The following is a 1118-nucleotide window of genomic DNA, read 5'->3' as shown; positions in this document are numbered from 1 at the left end:
CTATGTCTTCGAGGTCACGAACACGGGGACGACACCGCTGTCCACGGTTCAAGTCCTCGACCCCGGTTGTTCCACGCCGGCCTATCAATCCGGCGACCAGAACGCCGACGAGATGCTCGGGCTCGACGAGACCTGGGTGTTCCACTGCACCCGTACGCTCACGTCCCCGCTCACCAACACGGCGGTCGCGCGAGGCGTCGACCCGCTGGGTGGCACCGTGACCAGCCCGCCCGCGAGCGCGTACGTCGACGTCCTCGGCGCCGGCCTGCAGATCGACAAGCTCGCGCCGTCCGCGGCGTTCCTCGGGTCGACCGTGGCCTACGAGTACATGATCTACAACAGCGGGAAGTCGGACTTCGCGCTCGCGGACCTGACGATCGACGATTCCGGGCCGGGAGGCTGTGAGCCGATCCGGGGTCCTGACACCAACGGCGACAACGACGACGTGCTCGAGCCGGGGGAGCGGTGGAACTTCACCTGTTCGCTGGAACTCGCCGAGCCGATGGTGGAGTACGTCGAGGAACTCGACGACGGGGAGGAGAACGTCGTCGGCGCGAGTGCGTTCGTCTCCAACACCTTCACGGTCACCGGGGTCGACCAGTACGGCACTCCGGTGGAGCCGGATCCGGTGACAGCGCGGGTCGCGATCTCGGACCCGAGCATCAGCATCGTGAAGACGAGCGATGTCCCCGAGGATCCCGGCTACGTCCAGCCGGGTGACCTGGTGACCTACACGTACGAGGTCCGCAACGAGAGCCCGTACAAGACGAGCCAGAACCACCTGTCGAACGTCACCGTCACCGACGATAAGTGCGACGAGGTCACGTTCGTCGAGGACAGCGACGACGGTGACGGTGAACTCGGCTTCATCGTCGACCCCGATGATCCGCTGAAGCTGATCTCGGAGACCTGGATCTTCGAGTGCACGACGCCGCTCGAGGAGCCCACAACCAACATCGGCACCGCGTCCGGCACCGCCGTCGTAGGCGACGACTCGCGGGTGGTGACCGACGAGGACGACGAGACCGTGTTCGTGTCGCTGCCGTCGTTCACCGTGGAGAAGACGGCCGACCGCACCACCGTGTTCCAGGCGGGGCAGGTGATCGAGTACACGATCA

Annotated in this window: 1 protein-coding gene; it reads left to right on the top strand. The window is 65.7% G+C overall.

Annotated elements, in window-relative coordinates:
• Positions 1-112: 112 nt before the first annotated feature.
• Positions 113-1118 (top strand): hypothetical protein (locus tag ACNA7R_RS20455; protein ID WP_416285374.1); only part of this gene is annotated, 1006 nt, incomplete at its 3' end.

This window comes from Natronococcus sp., assembly GCF_047921035.1.
Lineage (GTDB): Archaea > Halobacteriota > Halobacteria > Halobacteriales > Natrialbaceae > Natronococcus.
Note: the sequence above shows the minus strand (reverse complement) of the source record. Positions and strands in the feature narration are given on the sequence as shown.